At 72.4% G+C, this 18,270-nt stretch carries 14 protein-coding genes; 5 read left to right on the top strand and 9 right to left on the bottom strand.

The window, feature by feature from the left end; genetic code table 11:
• Window positions 1–474: 474 nt before the first annotated feature.
• The 4 genes from ACOOE8_RS15000 to dctP form a co-directional block, all read right to left on the bottom strand.
• On the bottom strand, window positions 475–1,293 hold the full coding sequence (locus tag ACOOE8_RS15000; protein WP_420392237.1) for an alpha/beta hydrolase: 819 nt from the start codon (window positions 1,291–1,293) through the stop codon (window positions 475–477).
• 67 nt (window positions 1,294–1,360) lie between these two features.
• Entirely contained in the window at window positions 1,361–2,437 is a 1,077-nt protein-coding gene (locus ACOOE8_RS14995) for a maleylacetate reductase (protein WP_420392236.1), read from the bottom strand.
• 3 nt (window positions 2,438–2,440) lie between these two features.
• Complete coding sequence (locus ACOOE8_RS14990) at window positions 2,441–4,267, bottom strand: TRAP transporter large permease subunit (protein WP_420392235.1); 1,827 nt, start codon at window positions 4,265–4,267, stop codon at window positions 2,441–2,443.
• 19 nt (window positions 4,268–4,286) lie between these two features.
• Window positions 4,287–5,309: a TRAP transporter substrate-binding protein DctP gene (dctP, locus tag ACOOE8_RS14985; protein WP_420392234.1), complete on the bottom strand. Its 1,023-nt coding sequence runs from the start codon at window positions 5,307–5,309 to the stop codon at window positions 4,287–4,289.
• A 90-nt stretch (window positions 5,310–5,399) separates the two neighbouring features.
• On the opposite strand from dctP, the gene ACOOE8_RS14980 reads away from it, so the two are divergent.
• The 4 genes from ACOOE8_RS14980 to purU all read left to right on the top strand — a co-directional run bounded on the left by ACOOE8_RS14980 (window position 5,400) and on the right by purU (window position 8,382).
• A complete protein-coding gene (locus tag ACOOE8_RS14980; RefSeq protein ID WP_420392233.1) occupies window positions 5,400–6,215 on the top strand; it encodes an IclR family transcriptional regulator domain-containing protein in 816 nt (271 codons plus the stop codon).
• A complete protein-coding gene (locus ACOOE8_RS14975) occupies window positions 6,212–6,736 on the top strand; it encodes a phosphonopyruvate decarboxylase (protein ID WP_420392232.1) in 525 nt (174 codons plus the stop codon). The genes ACOOE8_RS14980 and ACOOE8_RS14975 overlap by 4 nt, the downstream gene beginning before the upstream one ends.
• Window positions 6,737–6,747: 11 nt before the next feature.
• Window positions 6,748–7,338 carry a thiamine pyrophosphate-dependent enzyme gene (locus ACOOE8_RS14970; protein WP_420392231.1) on the top strand — a complete coding sequence of 197 codons (591 nt, stop codon included), beginning with the start codon at window positions 6,748–6,750 and terminating at the stop codon, window positions 7,336–7,338.
• A 195-nt stretch (window positions 7,339–7,533) separates the two neighbouring features.
• Entirely contained in the window at window positions 7,534–8,382 is an 849-nt protein-coding gene (gene purU, locus ACOOE8_RS14965) for a formyltetrahydrofolate deformylase (RefSeq protein WP_420392230.1), read from the top strand.
• A gap of 52 nt (window positions 8,383–8,434) precedes the next feature.
• On the opposite strand, the gene ACOOE8_RS14960 is transcribed toward purU, so the two are convergent.
• A complete protein-coding gene (locus ACOOE8_RS14960; RefSeq protein WP_420392229.1) occupies window positions 8,435–9,574 on the bottom strand; it encodes a serine hydrolase domain-containing protein in 1,140 nt (379 codons plus the stop codon).
• Window positions 9,575–9,708: 134 nt separating this feature from the next.
• Here ACOOE8_RS14960 and ACOOE8_RS14955 point away from each other — a divergent pair, with 134 nt between their 5' ends.
• Window positions 9,709–10,848, top strand: a complete 1,140-nt coding sequence (locus ACOOE8_RS14955; protein WP_420392228.1) for an APC family permease — start codon at window positions 9,709–9,711, stop codon at window positions 10,846–10,848.
• Window positions 10,849–10,974: 126 nt separating this feature from the next.
• Here ACOOE8_RS14955 and ACOOE8_RS14950 read toward each other — a convergent pair whose 3' ends face one another.
• The 4 genes from ACOOE8_RS14950 to ACOOE8_RS14935 form a co-directional block, all read right to left on the bottom strand.
• Entirely contained in the window at window positions 10,975–14,121 is a 3,147-nt protein-coding gene (locus tag ACOOE8_RS14950; protein WP_420392227.1) for an efflux RND transporter permease subunit, read from the bottom strand.
• Window positions 14,121–15,629: an efflux RND transporter periplasmic adaptor subunit gene (locus tag ACOOE8_RS14945; RefSeq protein ID WP_420392226.1), complete on the bottom strand. Its 1,509-nt coding sequence runs from the start codon at window positions 15,627–15,629 to the stop codon at window positions 14,121–14,123. Before ACOOE8_RS14945 ends, ACOOE8_RS14950 begins: the two co-directional genes overlap by 1 nt.
• Entirely contained in the window at window positions 15,630–16,865 is a 1,236-nt protein-coding gene (locus ACOOE8_RS14940; protein ID WP_420392225.1) for a fasciclin domain-containing protein, read from the bottom strand. It lies immediately after the preceding gene.
• A gap of 102 nt (window positions 16,866–16,967) precedes the next feature.
• Window positions 16,968–18,263, bottom strand: coding sequence for an NAD(P)/FAD-dependent oxidoreductase (locus ACOOE8_RS14935; protein ID WP_420392224.1), 1,296 nt, complete (start codon window positions 18,261–18,263; stop codon window positions 16,968–16,970).
• Between the last annotated feature and the right edge of the window lie 7 nt (window positions 18,264–18,270).

Raw genomic sequence — 18,270 nt, 5'->3', positions numbered from 1 at the left:
CCCCTCCGGGCGCCCGGCCGACGCCTCGTGTCGCCCACTCGTCGGCGAGCGCCCAGGTCAGCGTGCCGACGAGCATCCCGGCGAGCAGCGGCAGCCGCGCACCGACCGGCGTGTAGTTCGTGATGGTAATCTCGATGACGAGGCCGAGCGCGCCGTGGGCGTACAGCGCCACGAGGAGGGTCGCGACGGCGAGCGCGCCCCAACGCGTCCGTCGCATCGGCGCCGGGTCGGAACGCCCTCGCCGGAGCACGACCGCTGCCGTCGCCAACGTGAGCAGCCCGTAGGCGAGGAAGTGCACCGCGAGGTAGTCGCCGACGACGACGGGCAGGAGGTCCGTCGGCGCCGGGCGCAGCACGAGGGGGGTCGCGACGGCGGGCACCACGACGACCGGCCAGAGGCGGCGCCAGCTAAAACCCGCACCGGCCGGCGGCGTCGACACCGTCGGCAGCGCGCGGGCGAGCGGCCAGCCGAGCGTCACGACGCCGAGGACGAGGAGGCCGATCCAAGGCAGCCGCGCGCTCGTCGCGATCGGCGCCGTGCGGTCGACGCCGAACGCCCCGTCGAGCCAGCGCACCGCCTCGGCGAGGCTCTCCTCGTCGTAGAGCACCGCGATGTGCTCCGAGCCGCCCGAAAAGGCAGCGCGCCGCGCCGTGCCGTCCGCGAAGTCGCCGTAGGTCGTCCCCTCCTGCGCGGTCCGTCCGTCGCGAGGCCGACGACGCGCAGCGCCTCCGCGGTCAGCCCCACCTCCCATGCGCCGACGATGATGAGGAGGTTGTCCGGCGCGCTCGCCGTGACAACGGGGGAGAACATCGACACCGCGACGACGGCGTCGACGGCCTCCTGCTCGATCGCCGTGCGCACGATGATGTCGGCGGCCATGGAGTGGCCGAGGAGCGCGAGGCCCTCCCCCGCCCCCTCGAGCGCCTCGGCGAAGCGGATCGCCTCCTCGGTCTGCGCAACGAGGGCGCGCGTCGCCCCATCGACCTCGGTGACGTCGCCGGCGAGGGGCTCGGGGTGCTCGCCGTGGCCGAGGAAGTCGAAGGCGAGCGCGAGGTAGCCGTTCCTGGCGAGCGCGGTCGCGAACGGATCCATGAGCGTCTTCGAGCCGGCGAAGCCGTGGGCGACGACGACCACGGGGGTGCCCGGCAGCGCATCCACGGGACGGTAGACCGTCGCCGGCGTCCCGCCGATCGTCACATCCTCGCGCAGGACGCCCTCCCCCGCCGCGATGAGGCGCTCGGTGGCGAAGGCGATGACGGCGAGCGCGAGGACGGCGACGAGGAGGCGGACCATCTGCGACCACATGGCCCGCGGCGCCGGCGCGACGAGGCCGCGCCGCGCGCCCCATCGCCGCGTGCGGCTAGGCCGTAGGAGGCTCGCCCGCCCAGGCCCGCTCCAGCATGGCGCGCACGGAGGACTCGTCCGCGGGGCGCGGGCCCGACAGCTCCGCCGCGCAGACGACCTCGGCGGCCCTCGGCACCGCGTCGCGCGCGAGCCCCAGCGCAGTGAGCGACGTCGGCGCGCTGATCGACGAGAGAAGCGCGTGGAGCGCTGGGCCGGGCGCCTCGCCGCCGAGCGCTGCAGCGATGATGCGCGCTGCGTCCGGCGCCGCCTGCGCGTTGTAGGCGGCGGTGTGGGGCAAAAGCACCGTGTGGACCTCGGCGTGGGGCAACGCGTAGGCGCCGCCCAGGACGTGGGCGCACTTGTGGTGGACGCCGAGCGTCGCCGGCATGACGGTGCCGCATAGGAACGAGGCGATCAGCGCATCGCCGCGGGCGGCGAGGTCGGAGGGGTCCGCCTCGATGGCCGGCAGCGCCCGCGCCATCCGCGCGAGGGCGTCCGCGGCCAGGAGGCGATGGATCGGCGATGACGACGCCTCGTAGAGGCAGGCGACGGCGTGGGCCATCGCGTTCATGCCGCTCGGCGCAGACACCTCGCGGGGCAGCGAGACGGTGAGCTCGGGGTCGTAGATCACCGTGCGAGGCAGCACGATGGGGTCGACGGCGCCGGCCTTGTTACCGTCCTTCATGATGCTCCAGCGCGCCGTCCCCTCCGAGCCGGAGTAGGTGGTGGCGACGGCAAGGATCGGCACCTGCCTCAGGTGCGCCAGCGCCTTGGCGATGCCGAGCGCGGAGCCGCCGCCGCACGACACGAGGCCGTCGGCGCCGGCCTCGTCCATGACGCGACCGGCCGCCTCCACCACCTCGGCCGGCGCGTGCATCTTGGCCTCGGCGAAGACCGTGCCGCCGGCCGCCTCGCGCACCCGCTCGGCCGCACCTCGGCGCCCTGGCGTCGCGACGATCAGCGGTCGGGCAAAGCCGAGCCCTCGGACCTCGTCGCCGACGTCGGCGAAGCGGCCGGGGCCATAGACGATGCGCTGGGGCAGCGTCTCGTGGACGAAGGGCGGCGGGCCGAGGGCCGGGGCGCGCAGCTGCATGGGTCAGGCTCCGTAGAGGAGGTCGGGCAGGAACGTCACGACCTCGGGGAACGCGATGAGGATTGCGAGCACCGCAAGGTCGGCCACCACGAAGAGCGCGGCGCCGGCGAAGGCGTCCTGCAGCCGCGCACCGACGGCACCCGCCGCGACGAAGACGTTGATGCCGACGGGCGGGGTGACGAGACCGATCTCCACCATCTTCGTCGCCACGACGCCGAACCAGATCGCGTCGTAGCCGAGCGAGGTCACAAGGGGGAAGGCGAGCGGCAGCGTCAGGATGAGGATCGAGACGGGGTCGAGGAACGCGCCGAGCGCCAGGTAGATCGCGAGCACGATCATGAGGACGGCGAACGGCGCCAGCCCCGCACCCTCCACCCACACGATGAGGTTCTGCGCCACCTGCGAGATGGTCAGGAAGTAGGAGAAGATCGAGGCGGCGATGACGATGGTGAAGATCATCGCCGTGGTGCGCGCGGTGCGCCGCAGCGCCTCGAGGATCCCCTCGCCGCGCAGGCCGGAGAACAGCAGGCCGATGACGAGCGCCCCGGACGCGCCGAGGGCTCCTGCCTCTGTCGGGGTGACGACCCCCGAGTAGATCCCGCCGAGGACGACGACGACCAGGAGGAGCGCCGGCCCCACCGGGCGCAGCGCGCCCATCCGCTCGGCACGGGAGAACGGCCGTTCGAGGGGCGGCGCCACCGCGGGGCTGACGCGCACCCACACCTGGATGAGGACGATGTAGGCGACCGCGGTGATGATGCCCGGGACGAACCCCGCGACGAACAGGCGGCCGATGGAGGTCTCGGTGAGGATGCCGTAGAGGATGAGGACGATGGAGGGCGGGATGATGACCGCGAGCGTCCCTGCCGAGGCGACGACGCCGAGGGACAGGCGGTCCGCGTAGCCGTAGCGCCGCATCTCCGGCACCGCGATCGCCGACATCGTCGCCGCCGCCGCGGGGCTCGAGCCCGACAGCGCCGCGAACCCGGCGCTCGCGAGCGTCGTCGCCACGGCGAGCCCGCCGCGCAGGTGCCCGACCCACATGTATCCGGCGCGGAAGATGTCGCCCGCGATGCGGCTGGAGGACAGGAACTCGGCCATCAGCACGAACATCGGGATCGTGGTGAGGAGGAAGTCCGCGGCGCGGGCGTAGGGCGAGGTGCCGAGGATCCCCATCGCGGCCCGCTCGCCGACCTGGACGAACAGCGCCACGGTGCCCGAGATCAGAAGCGCGTAGGCGATGGGCGCGCCGACGCCGATGAGGACGAGGAGGCCGACGAGGGGCAGGCCGACGGTCACGATCCGCCCCTCGGTCCGCGGCACGCCCATGTCCTCCTCCACCGGCGGCGCGCCGCCGAGCGCACGGCGCGCCTCAACGCCCGCGTCCACGAAGAGCCGCAGTGACAGGAGGCCCATGCCGACGGGGACGATGACGCGGCTGAGCCCCGTCGGCCATGGCACGACGCCGCCGGTGACGCGCCAGTTCGCAAGGTGCGGCCAGGCCGACTGCCAGGAGGCGACCGCGATCATCGCGCAGATCACGGCCGCAGCGAGGAAGACCGCCGACAGGATCGCCGCGGCGAGCGCGGGCGGGACGAACTGGCTGAGCAGCGTCACGTTGACGTGGCCACGCTCGCGCTGGGTCTGCGCCATGGCGAGGAAGATCACCATGGGCATGAGGTAGAGCTCGGTGAAGTGAAACACGTCCGGCGGCGTGATGCGCAGGAGGTAGCGCCCCAACGCATCCGCCGTGATGAGCGCCATCATGGCGAACAGCGCGAGGTAGGTGAGGCCGGCGAGGAGGTTCTCGAGGAGGCGCAGGAGGGCCATCGCCCGCTCCCCGCCGCGGTCAGTTCGCCCTCGCCTCCGCAAGGCTCGCCCGCCACGCCTCGACGGCGGCGGAGCCCTCGAGCCCGCGCTCGTCCAGCCGGCTCGCCCAAAGATCGGCGACGTTGCCGAGCTTCACGTTCCACGCGTCGACGACCTGCTGCGGGATCTCGTAGGTGGTGATGCCGCCCTCGGCGAAGCGCGCGGCGACCTCCCTCTCGTTGCCGTCGACCCAGTCGGCGAACGAGCGCGCCGCCTCCTCGCCCGCCTGCAGGAGGATGTCCTGGATGTCCTGGGGCAGGCCTGCGAGCACGTCGTCGTCGATCACGTAGATCATGCCGAAGGTGCCGAAGCTGCCGTTGGTGGAGACCGAGCGCAGCACCTCGTTCAGCTTGTAGGACTCCATGGAGCCGTAGGCGTTCAAGGTCGCATCGACGGTGCCGCGCTGGAAGGCGGTGTACATCTCCGGTCCGCCCATGGGGACGGCGAGCGCGCCGAGCTCGTCCGCGGCGAGCTCGAGGACACCGCCGGGGGTCCTGAGGCGCACGTCCTGAAACTTCTCCGCGCTGTCGATGGGCTCGCCCGCCACCGCAACCTGGTACTGTGGCAGGAGCGCGCCGAAGAGCGGGGTCACCGCGTAACCCTCGAACTCGCCCTCGATGAGGTCGCTGGCGAGGAGGTCGTTGAACGCGGCGGTGCCGGTGGCGGCGTCGGTGAAGAAGCCGGGCAGCTCGGCGACGCCGGTCAGCGGGATGCGCTCAGCGTAGGAGGACGGCGGCACGTAGGCGACGTCCACGACGCCGCTCTCGACGAGGTCGAGCATCTCCGGGATCTTTCCGAGCTGACCGGCACCGAAGTAGGTGAAGTCGACGCGCTCGTCCGACAGCTCGCGGACACGGTCCATCCACACCTGCGTCAGGTTCTGGGCGATGTAGTGCCCGCTCGGGAACGTGTCGGCGACGCGCAGCGTCACCTCCTGTGCCGCGGCCGTCCCGGCGGCGAGGATCAGCGGCACCGCGACGAGCGCGTTGAGGGGTGGGGTCATCGTCGTCCTCCCGGTGATGGCGCCCTGACCGGGCGCTCGTTTGCATTGCAAACCAAGGTTTGCTATCCGAACGGTAAGGGAGCCTTCGACTTGGATCAAGCATCGCATGAGGGTGACGTGCCGTCCGGCGCAGCAGCGCCCGGGCGCAACGAGTACGCGGCGAGCTTCGCACGCGGGCTTTCCGTGCTGCGCGCGTTCGGGCCGGGGCACCGGGCGATGACGCTCGCCGAGGTCGCCGAGCGCTCACGGCAGACGCGGGCGAGCGCGCGGCGCTTCCTCCTCACCCTGCGCGAGCTCGGCTACGTGCGCCAGGAGGCGGACCGCTTCGCGCTGACGCCCCAGGTGCTGGAGCTCGCGCACCGCTACCTCGAGCCGGCGTCCATCGGCGAGGTGAGCCAGCCGCTCATCGAGCCCGTCGCCATGCGGCTCGGCGAGACGGCCTCCGTCGGCGTCCTCGACGGCGACGGCGTCGAGATCGTCGCCTACGGACGGGCGCCGCGGCAGATGTCGCTCAACCTTCGCCCGGGGGACCAGCTGCCGCTCTTCACCAGCGCGCAGGGCCGCGCGCTCCTGTCCGGCCTGACCGACGCGGAGGTGGAGCGGCGCTTCGCGGGCGCGTCGATCCACGCCACCACCGCGCGCACGAGGACGACGCTCGCCGAGAACCTCGCCGCGGTCCGCGAGGCGCGAGAGGCCGGCCACGTCATCCTCGACGAGGAGCTCGAGGAGGGCGTGCGCTCCATCGCGATGCCGATCCGCGACGGCGCTGGCCGGGTGGTGGCTGCCATGTCGACCTGCGCCCACGCCAACCGCGCGAGCCTCGCCGAGCTCATGGCGACGTTCCGTCCCGTGCTCTCGGCGACTGTCGAGGCGATCGAGGCCGCACTGACCGGGAGGACGCGATGAGCGACGCGCCGATGACGGTGGACTGGCCGGCGGACATCTTCGCCGCGCTCAAGGCCCACGGCGTGCGTCAGGTGCCGTTCGTGCCCGACGCCGGCCACGCGCGCCTCATCGAGATGGTGCACGCCGAGCCGACCATGCGGGGCATCACGCTCACCACCGAGGAGGAGGGCGTCGCGCTGTGCGCCGGCGCCTGGCTCGGCGGCGCGCCGTCCGTGCTCCTCATGCAGTCGAGCGGGGTCGGCAACACGATCAACATGCTCTCGCTCATCAGGAATGGGCGATACCCCTTCATGACGATCGTCACGATGCGCGGCGAGTACGGTGAGTTCAACGGCTGGCAGGTGCCCATGGGATCCACGACGCCGGAGGCGTTGCGCCTTGCGGGGCTCGAGGTGATCCGGGTCGACGCACGGGCTGAGGCGGGCGCCGCGGTGGATGCGGCGGCCAAGATGGCGTTCGGCGGCGGCGCGGGCGTCGCGGTCCTGCTGAGCCAAAAGCTCATCGGCGCCAAGACGTTCTGACGGAGGTTCCGATGCCGCTCGCCAATGCCCTCGACCGCCGCGCGGCCGTCGCCGCGCTCCTGAAGGACCGGGACGGTACGGTCGTCGTGTCGGGCCTCGGCAACGCGACCTACGACGTGGCCGCCGCCGGCGACGACGCGCGCAACGTCTACCTGTGGGGCGCCATGGGCGGGACCGCGATGATGGGCCTCGGCCTCGCGCTCGCCCGGCCGGACGTGCCGGTGGTCGTCATGACGGGCGACGGCGACATGCTCATGGGCCTCGGCAGCTTCGCGACCATCGCGCTGCAGGCGCCGGCGAACCTGTCCATCGTCGTGCTCGACAACGGCCTGTTCGGCGAGACCGGTGCGCAGGAGACCCATACAGCCCATGGCACCGACCTCGCCGCGGTGGCCGCCGCCTGCGGCATCCCCGAGACGACGACGGTGATCGCAGACGACGGGCTCGCCGCGCTCGCGGGCCGGCTCCACGGGACGACCGGCGGCCCACGGGTCGCGGTGGTCAAGGTCGCGCCGTCCGACAAGCCGCGCGCGATGGCGCTGCGCGACGCCGCCCACGGCCGCGCTCGCACCCGCCTTGCGCTCGGCCTCCCCGCCGAGTAGGTCCCCGGTCCCGCACCGCAGGGCTAGGGCGCTACCGCCTCATGCGGTGCCACCGCCCGAGGGCGACCGCTTCAGCAACGATCGGGTGCCTCGACCGAGCGCACCCGTCCAGGCGAGGGTGGGCGGCCGTCGTTGTCGGCACAACGCGGAGCCGTTAACCGAGCGGTGTCCCCGCCGTCACATCCCGCTGATGCCATGCCCGAACTCGTGCTCACCCTCTCCTGCACCGACCGCAAGGGCATCGTCGGCGCCGTCGGCTCGTCCATCGCCGCCCAGGACTGCAACATCCTGGAGAGCGCGCAGTACTTCGACCGCGCCTCCCGCCGCTTCTTCATGCGCGTCCACTTCGCCGCGCCGTCGGGCATGACCGGCGAGCGGTTCCGCGAGGGGTTCCGCCCCACCCTCCTCGCCTACGACATGGACGCCAACCTCGTCGACGTCGCCAAGCGCCAGCGCGTCCTCATCATGGTGTCGAAGTCCGGGCACTGCCTCAACGACCTGCTCTACCGCTGGCGCATCGGCCAGCTCGCCATGGACCTCGTCGGCGTCGCGTCAAACCACGAGGACTGGCGGGCCCGGGTCGAGGCGGAGGGGGTCCCGTTCCACCACCTGCCCGTCGGCCCGTGCCGTAGGAGCGCGCAGGAAGCGGCGCTCGGCCAGCTCATCGAGCGCGAGGCGGTCGAGCTCGTGGTCCTCGCTCGGTACATGCAGATCCTGTCCGACGACCTGTCGCGGCGGCTTGAAGGCCGCGTCATCAACATCCACCACTCGTTCCTGCCGAGCTTCAAGGGGGCCAAGCCTTACCACCAGGCCCATGCTCGCGGCGTGAAGCTCATCGGGGCGACGGCGCACTACGTCACGCCCGAGCTCGACGAGGGTCCGATCATCGAGCAGGACGTGGAGCGGGTGGATCACACCATGACCCCCGACGACCTCGTCGCCGCGGGGCGGGACGTGGAGAGCCGCGTCCTCGCCCGCGCCGTGCGCTGCCACCTCGAGCGGCGCATCCTGCTCAACGGCTCGTCGACCGTGGTGTTCCGCTGATCCTGCCGGGCATCGGCATGGTGCCGGCAATCCTCGGCTCCGAGCGACGCCGTCAACGCTCGGTCAGCGCCGCGGCGAAGCGGCCGATCACCTCGCCTGCGACGGCCTTGCGCACCCAGCGCAGCACGACGACGAGGTCGAGCGCCGGGTCGACCCACAGGATGTTGGAGCCCGCGCCGAGCGCGAAGGCGCTGGTCTTGGGGGCCGACGGGTAGAGCGCGCGATCGGTGTTGAGCCACCACATCAGGCCATAGATCGGGGCGATCGCGGACGGCGTCAGCATCGCACGGACCCACTCGGACGACACGATCTGCCGGCCGTCCCAGCGGCCTCCCGCGACGACGAGCTCGCCCACACGGGCGTGGTCGCGTGCGGCGATGACGAGGCCGCCGCCCCAGTGCCCACCACCCGGCACCGAGGGCATGGGCGTGCCGGCGACGTCCACCGTCGCGTTCTGGTACGCATCCCAGCGCCAGGTTGAGGACGCGCCGATCGGCCCCATGACCTCGTCCGCGAGCAGCTCGGGCAGCGCTCGTCCGAAGACGCGCAGCAGGCTGAGCGCCAAGCGGTTGACCCGCACGTCGTTGTACTCGAAGTGCGTGCCGGGCGGCTGCAGCGTGCGCGGCTCGCCCTTCCTGGCGCGCGCCGCCGGCGTGTCGGCGGCACCGACCACGCGGTGCCAGTCCACCTGGTCGGGCCGGTCGAACAGCGTCCCATGCCACTCGCTGGTCTGCTCGAGGAGGTGCCGCCAGGTGATGGACCGGTTGTGCGCGTCGTCGAACCCGCCGTCCTCGACGGTCGCCGCGACCAGCGCGTCGAGCCCGCCGATCAGGCCACGGTCGACGGCGAGGCCCGCGAGGAGCGCGAGGTAGCTCTTGGCGATGGAGAACGTCATGTCCGCGTGCCGCGTGTCGCCCCACTCGGCGACGAGGCGGCCACCGCGCAGGACGAGCCCGTTCGCGGGACCGCGCGGCGTGACCGGCCCAAGCGGCATGTCGTAGGGCGGCCGGTCGCCGATCTCCACGCAGCCGATGAAGCGGCCGTCGTCGGCCCTCATGGAGCGCGGCCAGTCCGACTCGCTCGTCGCGGCATACTCCACGGCCTCGGCGAGCCGATCGGGATCGAACCCGGCGTGCTTCGGCGCAACCTCTTCCCACACTGGGGCGTCGTCGGCACGGGCGTCGATGATCATGGTCGTCCTCCGCAAGGCTCGGCGGGTCGCCACCCGACCGCTGGAGCAAGTGTCCCCCATCGCGGCGCGCAGCGGAACCGCCGCGGCGCGTGCGCGACCGGGAACCGATGATTCCCCGTCGTGTTGCCCCCTCCATGAGCGGGACACTTCAGGAGCCGCGATCGGGCGGACTGCGACGCGACGTCGGGCTGCTGCAGCTCGTGTTCTACGGCTCAGGCACCATCCTCGGCGCCGGCATCTTCGTGGTGGTCGGCGAGGTGCTGAGCGAGGCCGGGCACCTTGCCCCCCTCGCCTACCTCCTCGCCGCGATCGTCGCGATCACCTCCGCGCTCTCCTTCGCCGAGGTCGCCGCCCGCATCCCGACCTCGGGCGGCCCCATCGACTACCTGGAGCGCGCGTTCGGGCTGCGCTGGCTCGGCTCGGCGACGGGGTGGACGCTGATGGTGGCAAACACCGTCTCCGCCGCCACCATCGTCACCGGCTTCGTCGCCTACCTTTCGAGCTTCGCGCCAGTGCCGGATTGGCTCGCGACCAGCCTCCTTGTCGTCGCCCTCGTGGGCATCGCCATCGCCGGCATGAACGAGAGCGCGTGGCTGATGACGGTGACGACGGTGATCGGCATCGCCACCCTGTTGGTGGTGCTCTTCGCCCTGCGCGACGGCCTCTGGGCGGCGCCCGGTGCAGTCTTGGAGGGCATCGCTGGAGGTGGGGGCGAGGGTGGCGCGAGCGCGGCTGGCCTCGGCGGGCTGTTCGCCGGAGCGATCCTCGCGGTCTACTCGTTCATCGGCTTCGGCGACATGGCGCAGACCGCCGAGGAGGTGCGCGACGTCAAGCGCACGATGCCGCGGGCGATGATGATCTCCCTCGCCATCGTGTTCGTGTTCTACCTCGCCATCTCAGGCGCGCTCGTGGGCACCGGATCGCTGCAGGCCATCGCCGAGGCCGAGGCGCCGCTGGTCGCCGCGGTCGAGGCGGTCGGCTGGCCGGGCCTGCCCATCGCCGTCGCCAGCCTCTTCATCATCGTGAACGGCGCGCTGACGCAGATCATCGCCTCCTCGCGCCTCCTCCTCGACATCGCCCGGGACGGCCGCGGCGCACCGTCCGCCCTCGCCGCCATCAGTTCGCGGACGCGCACGCCGGTGCTCGCGACGCTCCTCGTCGGGGCGGTCGTCCTCACGCTCGCCCTTCTGGTGCCCTTGAAGTCGCTCGCCGAGGCGACGAGCTTCGCGATCCTCCTGGTCTTCGTCGGCGTCAACCTTCGCTCATCGCGCTGAAGCGGCGCAGCCAGCCCGACGCGGTGCCCGACATCGCGATGGTCGTCCCCATCGTCGGCGCCGCGGCGAGCACGCTCGCCCTCCTCGGCCAGGCGGCGCAGGTGCTCCTTCTGCGGTAGGCGACCGTCAGCGCGCGGTCGCGGAGGCCGTGCGGCGCTCGCTGCCCGTGAGCCGGCGCAGCCTGGCCGCAAGCGAGGCGAGGGCAGGCACGAGCACCATCTGCAATGCCGACGCGAAGAGCACGCCGAAGCCGAGCGCCACCGCCGTCGGGATCAGGAACTGCGCCTGAACGCTCTGCTCCAGGATCAGCGGGGCGATGCCGAGGAACGTCGTCAGCGTCGTCATCACGATGGGCCGGAAGCGCGACAGCGTCGCGTCGCGGATCGCCGCCTCGTCGTCCTTCCCCTCCGCCTCCCCCTCCATGACGAAGTCGACGATGAGGAGCGCACCGTTCACGATGACGCCCGACAGCCCGATGATGCCGAACATGGAGAGCAGCGTGAGGTTGATGCCGAGCATCGCGTGCCCGAGCAGCGCCCCGACGAACCCGAAGGGGATGACCAGGAGCACGATGATCGGCCGCGTGTAGGACGCGAACGCCAAGGACAGGACGACGTAGATCGCGAACAGCGCCAGCATGAAGTTGAACCTCAGCGACGTGCCGAAGCGGCCTGCCTCCTCCTGCTCGCCGCCGGTTTCCACCTCCACCGACGGGTAGTCCTGGGTGAGCTGCGGGACGACCTCACCCATGACGTAGCTCGTCTCCGCCCCGCCCGTCGTCACGGTGTTGTCGACGTCGGCGGTGAGCGTTGCGATGGTCCGGCCCTCGACGCGGGTGATGACGGTGGGAGCGGGCTGGAACGAGATGTCCGCCACGGTGGCGATGGGGATCATGCCCTGCTCGGTGGCGATGCGCAGCTTCAGGAGGTCGGCGACGGAGTCGCGCTGCTCCTCCACGAGGCGCACGCGCACGTCTACCTCCTCGCGCTCGCGGGCGAACTCGTTGACCGTGATGCCGAAGAACGCGCCACGCACCTCCCGCGCGAGCTGCGTGGCGGTGACGCCGTAGGCGCGCGCAGCGTCCTTCAGCTCCAACGTGATCTCCTCGGCCGAGGAGAACCGGTCGTCGCGGATGTCGAACACACCCTGGCGCTGGGCGAGCTCGGCGCGGATCCGCTCCAGCGCATCGTTGCGCGTCGTCTCGTCCTCCGCGGAGATCTGAAGGACGATGGGCTCGCCGATGCCCACCACGCTCGCCGAGTAGGTCAGCTTCTTAACGCCGGCCACCTCGCCGACGGCCTTGCGCCAAGCCTCCTCGAAGGCCCGTCCGCTGACCTCGCGCTGGTTGGCGTCCTTGAGCTTCGCCTCGACGCGCGCGGTGTTCCCGGTGAGGACGCCGCCGCTGTCGTCCGCACCGCCCGCCTCGGTGGCAAAGCCGAGCGTCACCGCGGTGGCGACGAGGAGACCGTCGCCCCCGAGCTCCTCCGCCGCCTGCTGCGCCCCCTCGACGAGGACCATGGCACGCTCGCGGGTCGCGACATCGCTCGTCCCCTCCGGGAACTCGAGCTCGGCGACGACGAAGTTGCCCTCGATGTCGGGGAAGAACACGAACTTCACGACGCCGCCCGACACCAGCCCCGCCGCTGCGACGAGGACCGCAAGGCACGTCGCGACGACGAACAGGGGGTGCCGGATCGCCCCGTTCACCACGCGCTTCAAGGGACCGTCGGTGGCGCGCTTGAACCATCCATCCACGCGCTTGCGTACCGGTTCGGTGAGGCGACGTGGTGAGTAGCGCCGCGGCTCGCGCATGGCGATGTGGCTGAGGTGCGTCGGCAGCACGAAGAAGCTCTCCACCACCGACAGCGTCAGCACGAAGATCACCACCGCCGCGATGGGGGCGATGAACGAGCCCGACGAGCCCGGCAGGAAGAGGAGCGGGACGAAGGCGAACACCGTCGTCGTCACCGAGAACAGGATCGGCCGCCACACCCGCTCGACGCCGACCCGGGCCGCCTCCTGGGCGTCCGTGCCGCGCTCGACCTCCGAGTAGACGTTCTCCCCGACGACGATCGCATCGTCGACGACGATGCCGAGCGCCAAGATGAAGCCGAAAAGGGAGAGCTGGTTGATCGTCACGCCGAACAGCAGCATCGGACCGAAGGTGCCGAGGAACGTGATGACGACGCCCACCGCGACCCAGGCCGCGATGCGCAGGTCGAGGAACAGGAGGAGGACGATGAGGATCAGCGTGACGCCGATGGCGCCGTTCTTGATGAGGAGGTCGATGCGGTCCTGGAGCTGCGCGCCCTCGTTGCGCCAGATGACGGCATCGACGCCGTCCGGCAGGCGCGGTCGCAGCTCCTCGTCGAGGTAGGCCTGCACCTCGTCGACGATGGTGAGGACCTGCTCCGAGCCCGATCGGTACACCGACAGGAACACCGCAGGGCGGTCGGAGATCGTCGCGGAAGTTGCGGTCTCCGCGAACGTGTCGCTGGGGCGAGCGATGTCGTCGAGGCGGACCTTGCCGCCGGCCTCGCCGCTGAACAGGACGAGGTCGAGGAACCCCGTGGCGGTCTCGCTCTCGCCGATCGTCCTCAGCTGGATCTCGCTGTCACCGGTGTCGATGGTACCGCCGGACAGGTCGACGTCGAGGGCGCGAATGCGCTCCGCGAGCTCGTTGAGCCCGACGCCGTAGGCGAACAGGGTCTCGCGCGTGACCTCGATGTCGATCTGGTCCACCGGCAGGCCCAGGATGTCCGCGCGGCTGACGCTTCGGAGGTCGGTGATCTCGTTACGCACCTCCTCGGCGATGGCCTTCAGCACCGTCGGCGAGCGTTCGCCCGACAGGGCGATCTGGATCGCAAGCTCGTCGGGGTCGACCTCGCTGACGCGCGCCCGCTCGGCCTCGTCGGGGAAGGTCGTGATGCGCGCGATCTCGGTCTCGATGTCGTCCTTCACGACCCGCACGTCCGCACCGCGGGTGAGCTCGGCGGTGACGACGCCCACCCCGCGCTCGGCGGTGGAGGAGAGCTCGCGCACACCCTCCAAACCCAGGAGCTGCTCCTCGATGGGCGTCAGGATCGCGTCGGCGACCTCGGTGGGGGTCGCGCCGGGATAGGCCACCTCGATGGTGACCGCTTCGGTGACGATCTCCGGGAACGTGCGCACGGTGATCGACGTCGCCGCGAACAAACCGACGGCGACGAGGGCGACCATCAACAGGTTGGCCGCGACGGGGCTCGCCAGGAACCAGCGGATGAGGGGCCCCATCAGCCGCCGGGCCCCGGTGCTGCAGCGGCGGCCTCGGCCTCCCTCGCCCGACCACGCTGCGCGTCTGCGTCCGGATCCGCACGGGACGGCTCCGCCCCCTCGCCACCCGGCGAGGCGGCGCCCGCTGGCTCCTCCTCCTGGACGCGCACGCGCTTGCCGTCGAAGGGCGCGGGCAGGTCGCTCACCATGACGAGGTCGCCTGGACCGACCGCCACACCGCGCAGGACGATGCGGTCCTCGAGGCGATCTAGCGGCTCGACCCTGCGGCGGCGCAGGACACCGTCCTCGATCAGCCAGACGAGGTCGCGACCCTTCACGGCCTCGGGCGGCACCTCGACCGCGCTGCGGTTCTCCAGCGAGATGGGCAAGCCCAGCTCGACGAGCTCGCCGATGCGCAGGCGACGGCCCTCTCCGTCGAACGGGTCGGCCACGGTCACGACGAGCGCGATGGTTCGAGTCGCCTCCTCGATCCTGGGGTCGATCTCCGTGACGAGGCCCTGCGCGAGGAGGACGCCCTGCGCTTCAGCGCTCGCCTCGGTCGTGGTGTCGGTCGCCCGCACGAGAACCCGTCCGCCGACCGCGCGACTGGGGTCACCGAGAACGTCGACGTCGCCGGGCGTCAGCCCCATCAAGACCTCGACCGCGTCCGCCGCCACTAGGGTGCCCACTGACTGGCCGGAGGGGACGAGCTGCCCCACCGCCGCGGCCTCCGCGGTGACGAGCGCGTCGAAGGGCGCGAGCACGACGGTGTCGGCGAGCGCGATCTCCGCCTGCGTGAGGTCGGCGCGGGCGGCGGTGAGGTCGCCTTCGGCGGCGGCGACGGCGACGATCGCCTGCTGCAGCGCCGCCTCCGACGCGAAGTCGCGGGCCTCGAGCTCCTCCTGGCGCCCGCGGTCCACCTCGGCCTGGGCGAGCGCCGCCTCGGCGCGCTGCACCGCCGCGCGGGCGCGCGCGACGTCCGCCTCGAAGCGCTCCTGCTCGAGCTGGATGAGGAGGTCGCCGCGCTCGACGCGTCCGCCGAGCACGAACCCGTCGCCGACGCGCTCGATGCGCCCGGCCACCTCGGGAGCGACCTCGACCTCCGCGCGCGGCCGGACGAAGCCGGTTTGCGACAACATCAGCGTCCGCGCCGGCTGGACCTCGGCCGCGCGGACCAGCTCGGCGGCGCGCGCGGGCGGGCTCGGCTCCTCGCCGGCGAAGGTCAGGAACGCGAAGATGCCGCCGCCGATGGCCAGCACGACGAGGGACAGGACGAGCCACAGGACCGGACGGCCGCGCCGCTCGCCGCGCTCGTCCTCCGCAGCGGCGTGCGCGTCGCGATCGCTGGCACCGTCGCCGCCATCGGCATCGCCGGGATCGGTCGCCTCGTCGCCGCCGCCGACCCAGGGACGTGGGACGACCCCGTCAGCCTCTTCTGGGTCCGCGGCCCGATCAGCGTCCTCGCCCTTCTCCGCCCGGTCGCGCTCCTGGGGCGAGCGCCGTCGCCCCCCGCCCACGTCCGCGGACACTCAGTCGTCCTCGGACTTCAGCGCGTCACGGTCGACCACGAGCGCGCCGTCGAGGGGGTCGATGGCGATCTCGGAGACGTTCACGTTGCTCGTCGAGCCGAACAGGCCGAGGAACCCATCCTCCATCTCGATCACGATGGTCTCCACCCGGGCCGTCGCCAGCGAGATGAGGAGGTCCTCCACCTCGCCAACCGCCTCACCCTCGCCGTCGCGCACGCTCCTGCCGATGAGGTCGGAGACTGAGACCACCGGGCGTGTCAGCTCGATGGCCTCGTCCGGCTCCGGCAGCGCCGGTTGCGCGCCGGCAGACGCCGCGCCCTCGTCGAGAGCCTCGGGGGCCGGCGCGGTCTGCACCGGCTCCGGATCGGGCTCGGCCATCACCACCTCCACCTCCTCGGCGGGCAGGGTGACGACGTCGCCGGCCTCAGGCGGCGGTGCCGGCTCGGGTTCAGGCGGCAGGATGGTGACGTTCGGCGAGGCCGAGCTGCCGGGACCTACCGCCGCCGCGTCGTCGAGGCGCTGTCCGATCCCGGACGCACCGCCGTCGCCGTCGGACGCGGCGATGTCGGCGACGAACGTGTTGGCCGATGCATCGGAGGTTGCCTGGGCGGGCGACGTGTCGCCTGCCGCCTCGAGGGGGGGCGCGTCACCTGCTGCCTCGTCGGGCGCGGCGTCGTCCGGCTCGTCAAGGCTGCCGAGGTTTGGAGGCAGAAGCACCGCGTCGATGACGTGGATCAGCGCCCCGTCGGCGGCGATGTCGCCGGAGACCACGCGCGCCTCGTTGGCCGCCCTCGCGCGCAGGACGGCCTCAGGGTCGGTGGTCGCCTCCTCCTCGCCGACCCTCAGCGTCAGCGCCCCCCGCGTGTAGGTCACCGCAAGGCGCTCGCCCGACACGGTGGTCATCTCGACCGGCAGATCGGTGGAACGGTGCGGCCCTCCTGGCACGAGGTGGAGGGCGAGCACCGCCTCCATCGCGTCGTCGTTCTCGGGCGACAGCAGCGCGGCCCGCGTCGCCTCCGGTAGGCGCTCGAAAGCCTCGTCGGACGGCGCGAACACGGTCAGCGGGCCTTCGACCGGCGTCGCGCCCTCGGGGGCGGCCAGCTGCAACGCCGCGGCGAAGGTGTCGAACCGGCCGTCGTCGGCGAGCGTCCTGACCACGTCGGCGGCGAGCGACGGGCCGGCGCTTGCCGCGACGGCCCATGCCGCCACGAAGGCGGCTCGGGTACAGGGCATCATTCGAGTGTGGTCCCATGGTGCAGACGCGGCCAGCGCTCACACCTATCGCGGGCGACGCCTCCTTCCAGGTGCACAACGACCCCACGTCGCACCCGCGGTCGCTCACGGACGCGTGATCGAGCGGCGACGCGCCGACGCAGCTGAGCCTGCCACAGCGTGGGCGAGCGTCGCGCCGGCCTCGATGCCGATGCCACGGAGCGCGGCGAAGGGTTCGGCGTGGCGCGCGCGGGGACGGACCGGCAGCGCAGCCTCGTCGCCGCTGAGCAGCGCGTGCGCGAGGCGCGTGCCGAACACCGTGCCGGGGCCGATGCCGCGTCCGCTGTAGCCGAATACCATCGCACCGGCCGGGCCGAGCCGCACGATCTTCGGCACGTGGTCGCGCGTCATCGCGATGCGGCCCTCGAGCGCGTGCTCGAACGGCGTCCCGGCGAGCTGCGGGAACAGCCGCGCCAGGGTACGGTCCGCCCATCGCCTGTGCACGGCGCCGCCGGGTCCGGCCAGCGATCCCACACCACCGACGAGGAGGCGTCCCACGGCGTCGGTGCGGAACGAGGACATCACCGTCCCCGTGTCCCAGGCGCCCTCGCCGCCCGGCAGCACGGTGGCGCGCACGTTGTCGCCAAGCGGCGTCGTGGCGAGCTGGAAGTAGCGCAGGGGCACCACCGCGCCGGCGAGCGCTGCGGGATGGCCGTAGGCGTTGGTGGCGACGAGGAGCGCTTTGGCGCGCACCGAGCCCCGATCCGTCGCGACCCGCCACCCGCCCGCCGTCCGCGCAACGGACCGTACGGGGCTCTCCTCGTGCAGGACCGCGCCGGCATCGCGAGCGGCGCGGGCGAGGCCACGGCAGTAGGCGAGCGGCTGGATCGTCCCGGCCCTGGCGTCGAAGAGCGCGCCATGGACAGCATCGGAGCCCGTCCGGCGGCGCGCCTCGGACGCGTCGAGGAGCGCGACCGGGGCACCGCGCCCGGCGAGCTGGCGGTGACGACGCTTCAGCTCACGGTGCGCGGACGGCGCGTGCGCGCAGTGCAGCGTGCCGGCGCGGCGTGGCTCGCAGGCGATGCCGTGGCGGGCGATGAGCTCGAACACGAGGTCGGGCGCGCCGGCGAGCGCGTCGTTCAGCGCCCTCCCCTCCTCAGGCCCGAGCGCCGCCTCCACGTCGTCCGGTGGCAGCCACAGGCCCGCGTTGACGAGGCCGACGTTGCGGCCCGAGCCCCCATGGCCGACGCGCTCGGCCTCCAGCAGGCGCACGCTCGCGCCGCGCTCGGCCGCCGCGAGCGCCGCAGCGCATCCGGTGTAGCCGCCGCCGACGATGGCAAGGTCGGCGTCCGCGTCCCCTTCGAGCGGCGGCCCCTCGAACGCCTCCGCCGCGGTCGCCCGCCAAAGGGTGCCGTCGGCCACGCGCCCG

The organism is Acuticoccus sp. (assembly GCF_965213555.1).
GTDB lineage: Bacteria > Pseudomonadota > Alphaproteobacteria > Rhizobiales > Amorphaceae > Acuticoccus.
This window is presented reverse-complemented; position numbering and strand designations above follow the sequence as displayed.

Excerpts from the sequence above, each read along its gene's own strand:
- ACOOE8_RS15000 (WP_420392237.1), bottom strand. The coding sequence starts at position 1,293 with ATGGTCCGCCTCCTCGTCGCCGTCCTCGCGCTCGCCGTCATCGCCTTC.
- ACOOE8_RS14995 (WP_420392236.1), bottom strand. The coding sequence starts at position 2,437 with ATGCAGCTGCGCGCCCCGGCCCTCGGCCCGCCGCCCTTCGTCCACGAG.
- ACOOE8_RS14990 (WP_420392235.1), bottom strand. The coding sequence starts at position 4,267 with ATGGCCCTCCTGCGCCTCCTCGAGAACCTCCTCGCCGGCCTCACCTAC.
- dctP (WP_420392234.1), bottom strand. The coding sequence starts at position 5,309 with ATGACCCCACCCCTCAACGCGCTCGTCGCGGTGCCGCTGATCCTCGCC.
- ACOOE8_RS14975 (WP_420392232.1), top strand. The coding sequence starts at position 6,212 with ATGAGCGACGCGCCGATGACGGTGGACTGGCCGGCGGACATCTTCGCC.
- ACOOE8_RS14970 (WP_420392231.1), top strand. The coding sequence starts at position 6,748 with ATGCCGCTCGCCAATGCCCTCGACCGCCGCGCGGCCGTCGCCGCGCTC.
- purU (WP_420392230.1), top strand. The coding sequence starts at position 7,534 with ATGCCCGAACTCGTGCTCACCCTCTCCTGCACCGACCGCAAGGGCATC.
- ACOOE8_RS14960 (WP_420392229.1), bottom strand. The coding sequence starts at position 9,574 with ATGATCATCGACGCCCGTGCCGACGACGCCCCAGTGTGGGAAGAGGTT.
- ACOOE8_RS14955 (WP_420392228.1), top strand. The coding sequence starts at position 9,709 with ATGAGCGGGACACTTCAGGAGCCGCGATCGGGCGGACTGCGACGCGAC.
- ACOOE8_RS14950 (WP_420392227.1), bottom strand. The coding sequence starts at position 14,121 with ATGGGGCCCCTCATCCGCTGGTTCCTGGCGAGCCCCGTCGCGGCCAAC.
- ACOOE8_RS14940 (WP_420392225.1), bottom strand. The coding sequence starts at position 16,865 with ATGATGCCCTGTACCCGAGCCGCCTTCGTGGCGGCATGGGCCGTCGCG.